The sequence below is a fragment of the Streptomyces sp. URMC 127 genome, from assembly GCF_051386535.1.
Lineage (GTDB): Bacteria > Actinomycetota > Actinomycetes > Streptomycetales > Streptomycetaceae > Streptomyces.
Genome location: NZ_JBPQTW010000298.1, coordinates 1 through 6,862, shown reverse-complemented (window position 1 = coordinate 6,862; position 6,862 = coordinate 1). Strand labels below are relative to the sequence as shown.

The following is a 6,862-nucleotide window of genomic DNA, read 5'->3' as shown; positions in this document are numbered from 1 at the left end:
CCCCGGCACGCCCCGCCAGGGCCCGTACGCCCGGGACCCCTACCTGCGGGACGCCTACGCCTCCGAGCCCTACCCCGGCCACGACCCGGCCGCCCAGGACCCGGTGAGCGACGCGCTGTACGACCGCGACGCGCTGTACGACCGCACCGCGCCCCCGGCGCCGCCCGGCACGTACCGCAACACCTACCCGGCGCAGCAGCCGGGCGCCGGCGCCGGCTCGCAGCCGTGGGCCCCGGCCTCCGGGCGGCCCCAGAGCCCGGCGGGCGCCCCCGGCGACGCCGACGCCACGCAGCCGTTCCCGGCCGTGGGCGGCTTCGACCGGCCGGGGGAGGACGGTCCCCAGCGGGACGCGTTCGCCCACCTCTACCGCGACCAGCAGCAGCCCTACGAGCCGCCGCGGCCGCCGGGCCAGCAGATCCCGGCGCCCGGCCAGTACGGCTCCCCCGTGCCGCCGCCCAAGGTCCCGGCCGCCGAGCCCGCCGCGGAACCCGAGCCGGCACCGGCGCCGCAGGCCAAGGGCGGCAAGGCCGCCAGCCTGCTGAAGTCGAGCGCCTTGATGGCGGCGGGCACGATGGTCTCCCGCATCCTGGGCTTCGGCCGCAACCTGGTGATGGCGGCGGCGATCGGCGTCAGCACGCTCAACGACGGCTACCAGGTCGCGAACACCCTGCCGACGATGATCTACATCCTCGTCGCCGGTGGCGCGCTCAACGCCGTCTTCATCCCACAGCTGGTCCGCGCGATGAAGAACGACGAGGACGGCGGAGAGGCGTACGCCAACCGCCTGCTCACCCTCGTCGTCGTGCTGCTGGCGGGCGTGACCACCGTCTGTGTGCTGGGGGCGCCGGTCTTCATCCGGATGATGTCGCCGACCATCGCCGCCGACCCCACCCAGATGGACGTGGCGGTCGCGTTCGCCCGCTACTGCGTGCCGACCATGTTCTTCATGGGCGTGCACGTCGTCATGGGACAGATCCTCAACGCCCGGGGGAAGTTCGGCGCGATGATGTGGACCCCGGTCCTCAACAACATCATCATCATCGCCACCTTCGGCTCCTTCATCTGGGCCTTCGGTCCCGCCTCCAGCACCCACATGACCGCGGCCACGATCACGCCGGAGGGCGTCCGCCTGCTCGGCATCGGCACGCTGCTGGGCCTCGTCGTCCAGTCCCTGGCGATGCTGCCCTACCTGCGCGACGCCGGTTTCCGGATCCGGCCGCGGTTCGACTGGCGCGGCCAGGGCCTCGGCAAGGCCGCCGGCCTCGCCAAGTGGACCTTCTTCTTCGTCCTCGCCAACCAGCTGGGCCTGGTCGTCGTCACCCAGCTCGCCACCAAGGCGGGCGGACTGGCGGCGGAGGCGGGCCACGACGGCACCGGCATCACCGCCTACAACTTCGCGCTGCAGCTCTGGCAGATGCCGCAGGCCATCATCACGGTCTCGGTGATGACCGCGGTGCTCCCCCGCATCTCCCGCGCCGCCCACGACGGCGACGCCTCCGCCGTCCGTGACGACCTCTCCCACGGTCTACGCACCTCGGCCGTCGCCATCGTGCCCTGCGCCTTCGCCTTCCTGGCCCTGGGCGTCCCGATGTCGACCCTGATGTTCGGCAGCGGCTCCGGAACCTCCGCCGCCACCAACATCGGCTTCATCCTCATGGCCTTCGGCCTCGGCCTGATCCCGTACTCCGCGCAGTACGTGATCCTGCGCGGCTTCTACGCCTACGAGGACACGCGCACGCCCTTCTACAACACGGTGATCGTCGCGGCCGTCAACGCCGCCGCCTCCTTCGTCAGCTACCTCGTCCTCCCCGCCCGCTGGGCCGTCGCCGGCATGGCCTTCTCCTACGGTCTCGGCTACGCCGTCGGCGTCGGTGTGGCGTGGCGCAGGCTGCGTACCCGGCTCGGCGGTGACCTGGACGGCTCGCGCGTCATCCGGACGTACGCCCGCCTGGCCGGCGCGTGTGTGCCCGCGGCCCTCATCGGCGGGGCCGTGGCCTACGGGATCGGTGAAGTTCTCGGCCGGGGCGTGCTCGGTTCGCTCGCCTCCCTGACCGGTGGTGGTCTCATCCTGATCGCCGTCTTCTACATCGCCGCGAAGCGGATGCGGATCGAGGAGCTGACGGCCATGGTCGGTATGGTCCGCGGACGTCTCGGACGCTGACGGGAGCGCAACCTTCGCCCGCCGCCGCGTGTCGTGCATAGCGCCGGACTGTGGGCACAATTGTCTTGGCTGTGGACAGCGCGCAACGGATGGGGAGGCAGGAACGACGGTGGCAGAACGGAGCACAGCTGCCGTCGACGTGGCAGGCAACAGCGGCCATGAGCCGCTGACCGCCAAGGCGGGCAAGGCCACGGCCGACGGGGCGGAGGCCGCGATCAAGGCCGGCACCCAGAAGGACACCGGGCGCACGGACGGCAAGAAGACGGACGCCGGCAAGCCCTCGCGCGACGACCGCGCCCCCGAGCTGCACAGCGGCCACAAGCTCGCCAGAAGGTACCGCCTGGAGGAGTGCGTCACCCGTCTGGAGGGATTCAGCAGCTGGCGTGCGGTGGACGAGAAGCTCCGCCGCGCCGTGGGCGTCCACCTGCTGCCCGCCGACCATCCGCGCGCCCGCCCCGTCCTCGCCGCCGCCCGCTCCGCCGCCCTCCTCGGCGACCCCCGCTTCGTGCAGGTCCTCGACGCCGTCGAGGAGAACGACCTCGTCTACGTCGTCCACGAGTGGCTTCCCGACGCCACCGAGCTCACCAACGTCCTCGCCTCCGGCCCCATGGAGCCGCACGACGCCTACCAGCTCGTCAGCCAGGTGTCCCAGGCCATGGCCGCCGCCCACCGCGAGGGCCTCGCGCACCTGCGCCTTAACCCCGGCTCCGTGCTGCGCACCGGCACCGGGCAGTACCGCATCCGCGGCCTCGCCGTCATGGCCGCCCTGCGGGGCATCACGTCCGATCGTCCGCAGCAGACCGACACCGAGGCCATCGGTGCGCTCCTCTATGCGGCGCTCACCCAGCGCTGGCCGTACGAGGACAGCGCCCACGGCCTGCCGGGCCTGCCGAAGGGCGTCGGCCTGATCGCCCCCGACCAGGTCCGCGCCGGCGTCCACCGGGGCCTGTCCGAGCTCGCCATGCGTGCGCTCGTCCACGACGGCTCCGCCGCGTCGCGGCAGGAGAAGCCGTGCACGACCCCGGAGGAGCTGTCCAAGGCCGTCGCGGCCATGCCGCGCATCCGGCCCCCGGAGCCGTCCTTCACCACGCCACCGGGCGGCTATCCCCGGCCGCACGCCTACGGCCAGCAGCCGCCGCACGGGGGCAGCGCCACGGGCCCCCTGCCGGTGCCCCCGCCGCCTCCGCTCCAGGGCCGCACGGGCCGGGCGCTGAAGTGGAGCGTCGCCGCCCTGCTGATCGCCGCCCTGGGCCTGGCCAGCTGGCAGCTCGCGGACACCCTCCTCAAGGACGGGCAGGAGGACCGCCCGCAGATCTCCGACTCGACGAGCGACGACCGCAAGCCGACCGGCGATGCCGTGAAGATCGTTGACGCCAGGGAGTTCGCCCCGGACGGGACCCCGCAGAGCGCGGACCGGGTGAAGAACACCTACACCAAGTATGACGACCCCAAGGACGTCTGGCGCTCGCGCACCTACAACGACGGCCCGTCCCTGAAGCAGTACAAGGGCGGCGTCGGCATCATCTACGACCTCGGCGGCAAGCAGCAGCTCAGCTCCGCGGACATCAAGCTGCTCTACGGCGGCAAGCACACCGAGGTGTCGCTCTACGAGGCGAAGTCCCTCGCCGGCACCGAGACGCTGAAGTCGATGAAGAAGCTGGCGACCAAGAAGACGTCGACCGATTCGCTCAACATCTCCCTCAAGGAACCGGTCGAGACGCAGTACGTCCTGCTCTGGATCACCGCGGCCCCTTACTCTGACGCTGACGGACAGACCTACGCCGGCGCCGGTTACAAGCAGGGCATCACCAACGTGAAGTTCACCGGCTGACGCACAGGACGGACCTCAGGGGGAGGGCTCGACGGTGGACGACGTCATGCGTGACGGCCGGAGCGACGCCGATCTCCTCGCCCTGCACGTCGCCGGTGATCCCGATGCCTTCGGCGAGATCGTGCGCCGCCACCGCGACCGCCTCTGGGCCGTCGCCCTCCGGACGCTCGGCGACCGGGAAGAGGCCGCGGACGCCGTGCAGGACGCCCTCGTCTCCGCCTACCGTGCCGCGCACACGTTCCGTGGGCAGTCGGCCGTCACCACCTGGCTGCACCGCATCACCGTGAACGCCTGCCTGGACCGCGCTCGGAAGGCCGCTTCCCGGAGGACGGCGCCCCTCGCCGAGACCGAGCGGCTGGAGCAGCTCATCGAGCCCCATGAGTCCGCCGCCGCCCCGGCCGAGCGCGGAGACCTGCACCGGGAACTGCTGCACGCCCTGTCCACCCTGCCTCCCGATCAGCGCGCGGCCCTCGTCCTGGTGGACATGCAGGGGTACCCCGTGGCCGAGGCGGCCGAGGTGCTCGACGTTCCCGTGGGCACGGTCAAGAGCCGTTGCGCACGGGGGAGGGCCCGGCTGCTGCCGATCCTCACCCATCTGCGTCCCGGTGGCGGGGGTAGCCCACCGTCCGGCGGGGGAAGGAACCGGTCGCAAGGGGCGTCCGTCCCACCACCGGCAGAACAGAGCGACGCAGATCCAGTGAAGGGCGGAGGTGGGCGAGCGTGACTTCGATGACCGGCACGGATGGGCACCCGGAGGTCGCGGAGATCTCCGCGCTCACCGAGGGCGTGCTCTCGCCCGCCCGTACCGCGGATGTCCGGGAGCACCTGGCGGTCTGCGAGCTGTGCGAGGACGTCCGCAGTTCGCTGGACGAGATCCGGGGCGCGCTCGGCACGCTCCCGGGCCCGCCCCGGATGCCCGCCGACATCGCGGGCCGCATCGACGCCGCCCTCGCTGCCGAGGCACTGCTGGACTCGACCACGCCCCCGCACGGCGTGCGGGTCCCTGTTTCACGTGAAACGGAAGCGTCCGCCGGCTCCCGGGTTTCACGTGAAACCGAAGCGTCCGCCGGCTCCCCGCTCTCCCATGAAACGCGGACGCCCGCCGACTCCCCGGTTTCACGTGAAACGCCGCCGCTCGCCGGCCCGGCGGTTTCACGTGAAACACCGGCCGGCCCCCCGCCCCGGGAAGCCGCCGGACGGCCGGCCAACCGTTCCCGTACCACCGCCGGCCCCGGCAGGCAGACGCGGCCCCGCAAGGCACGGAGCAAGCGCACCCGGCACTGGCCCACGGTGCTGCTCGCGAGCGCCTGCGTCGCGGCCGTGATCAGCGCTGGTGCGATCTTCCTGCAGTCCGGTGGTACGGACGCGCCCGGGCAGACGCCCGCCACGGGCGGCGAGAGCCGCACGTCCGCACCCGCCCTCGCCTCCGGTGATCTCACGACGCGGGTGCAGGAGCTCCTGAAGCCGTCGCCCTTCGGCGCCAACGAGTCCCGCGGGAAGACCGCCGAGAGTCCGGAGACCCCGCCCGGCACCCTCAGCGCCTCGAACGGCACGGTCCCGCTCTGCGTACGGCAGGGCACCGGCCGCACGGAGGAGGCTCTGATCTCCGAGCAGGAGACCTATGGTGGTGAAGACGCCTATCTCCTCGTCCTGCCGCACCCCGGGGACGTCACGCTCGTCGACGCCTATGTGGTCTCCGCCACCTGCGTCGACGCCGGTGGCACCACGCCGGGCAAGGTCCTGCTGAACGAGACGCTGCCGCGCGCCTGAGCCGCACCGGCCGCAGCAGGCGCCCACGGGAATGCCCGCCCCGTAGGATCCGTTGGGTGGGGTGAACCCCCTCAAGGACCCGAGACAGCAGTCGGCAGACAAGGAAGACTCCCGTGAGCGACGTCCGCAACGTGATCATCATCGGCTCCGGGCCCGCGGGCTACACGGCCGCGCTCTACACCGCCCGCGCCTCGCTGAAGCCGCTGGTCTTCGAGGGCGCCGTGACCGCCGGTGGTGCCCTGATGAACACCACCGAGGTCGAGAACTTCCCCGGCTTCCGTGACGGGATCATGGGCCCGGACCTCATGGACAACATGCGGGCGCAGGCCGAGCGCTTCGGCGCCGAGCTGATCCCGGACGACGTCGTCGCGGTCGACCTGAGCGACGAGATCAAGACCGTCACGGACTCCGCCGGCACCGTCCACCGCGCCAAGGCCGTGATCGTCACGACCGGCTCCCAGCACCGCAAGCTCGGCCTGCCCCGCGAGGACGAGCTGTCGGGCCGCGGCGTCTCCTGGTGCGCGACCTGCGACGGCTTCTTCTTCAAGGACCACGACATCGCCGTCATCGGCGGTGGCGACACCGCGATGGAGGAGGCCACCTTCCTCTCGCGCTTCGCCAAGTCCGTCACCGTCGTCCACCGCCGTGACACCCTGCGCGCCAGCAAGGCCATGCAGGAGCGCGCCTTCGCCGACCCGAAGATCTCCTTCGTGTGGGACAGCGAGGTCGCCGAGATCCACGGCGAGAACAAGCTCTCCGGCCTGACCCTGCGCAACGTCAAGACCGGCGAGACCTCCGACCTGCCGGTGACCGGCCTGTTCATCGCAATCGGCCACGACCCGCGCACCGAGCTCTTCAAGGGCCAGCTGGAGCTGGACGACGAGGGCTACCTCAAGGTGGACGCCCCCTCGACCCGCACCAACCTGACCGGTGTGTTCGCCGCCGGTGACGTCGTGGACCACACCTACCGCCAGGCGATCACCGCCGCCGGTACGGGCTGCTCCGCCGCGCTGGACGCCGAGCGCTTCCTCGCCTCCCTCTCGCACAGCGAGCACGTTCGCGAGCCCGAGAAGACCCCCTGACCCACCCCCATCCCGTCC

5 protein-coding genes are annotated in these 6,862 nt (G+C 71.9%); all 5 read left to right on the top strand.

The window, feature by feature from the left end; genetic code table 11:
• A partial coding sequence (gene murJ, locus ACSNOH_RS32410; protein WP_436725029.1) for a murein biosynthesis integral membrane protein MurJ occupies positions 1 to 2,161 on the top strand: 2,161 nt, incomplete at its 5' end.
• Positions 2,162 to 2,270: 109 nt separating this feature from the next.
• Positions 2,271 to 3,992 carry a protein kinase family protein gene (locus ACSNOH_RS32405; protein ID WP_436725028.1) on the top strand — a complete coding sequence of 574 codons (1,722 nt, stop codon included), beginning with the start codon at positions 2,271 to 2,273 and terminating at the stop codon, positions 3,990 to 3,992.
• Between the two features lie 46 nt (positions 3,993 to 4,038).
• Positions 4,039 to 4,716, top strand: coding sequence for an RNA polymerase sigma factor SigM (gene sigM / locus ACSNOH_RS32400; protein WP_436725030.1), 678 nt, complete (start codon positions 4,039 to 4,041; stop codon positions 4,714 to 4,716).
• On the top strand, positions 4,713 to 5,762 hold the full coding sequence (locus tag ACSNOH_RS32395; protein ID WP_436725027.1) for a hypothetical protein: 1,050 nt from the start codon (positions 4,713 to 4,715) through the stop codon (positions 5,760 to 5,762). The genes sigM and ACSNOH_RS32395 overlap by 4 nt, the downstream gene beginning before the upstream one ends.
• Positions 5,763 to 5,875: 113 nt before the next feature.
• Positions 5,876 to 6,844 carry a thioredoxin-disulfide reductase gene (gene trxB / locus ACSNOH_RS32390; protein WP_436725026.1) on the top strand — a complete coding sequence of 323 codons (969 nt, stop codon included), beginning with the start codon at positions 5,876 to 5,878 and terminating at the stop codon, positions 6,842 to 6,844.
• The last annotated feature ends 18 nt before the right edge of the window (positions 6,845 to 6,862 follow it).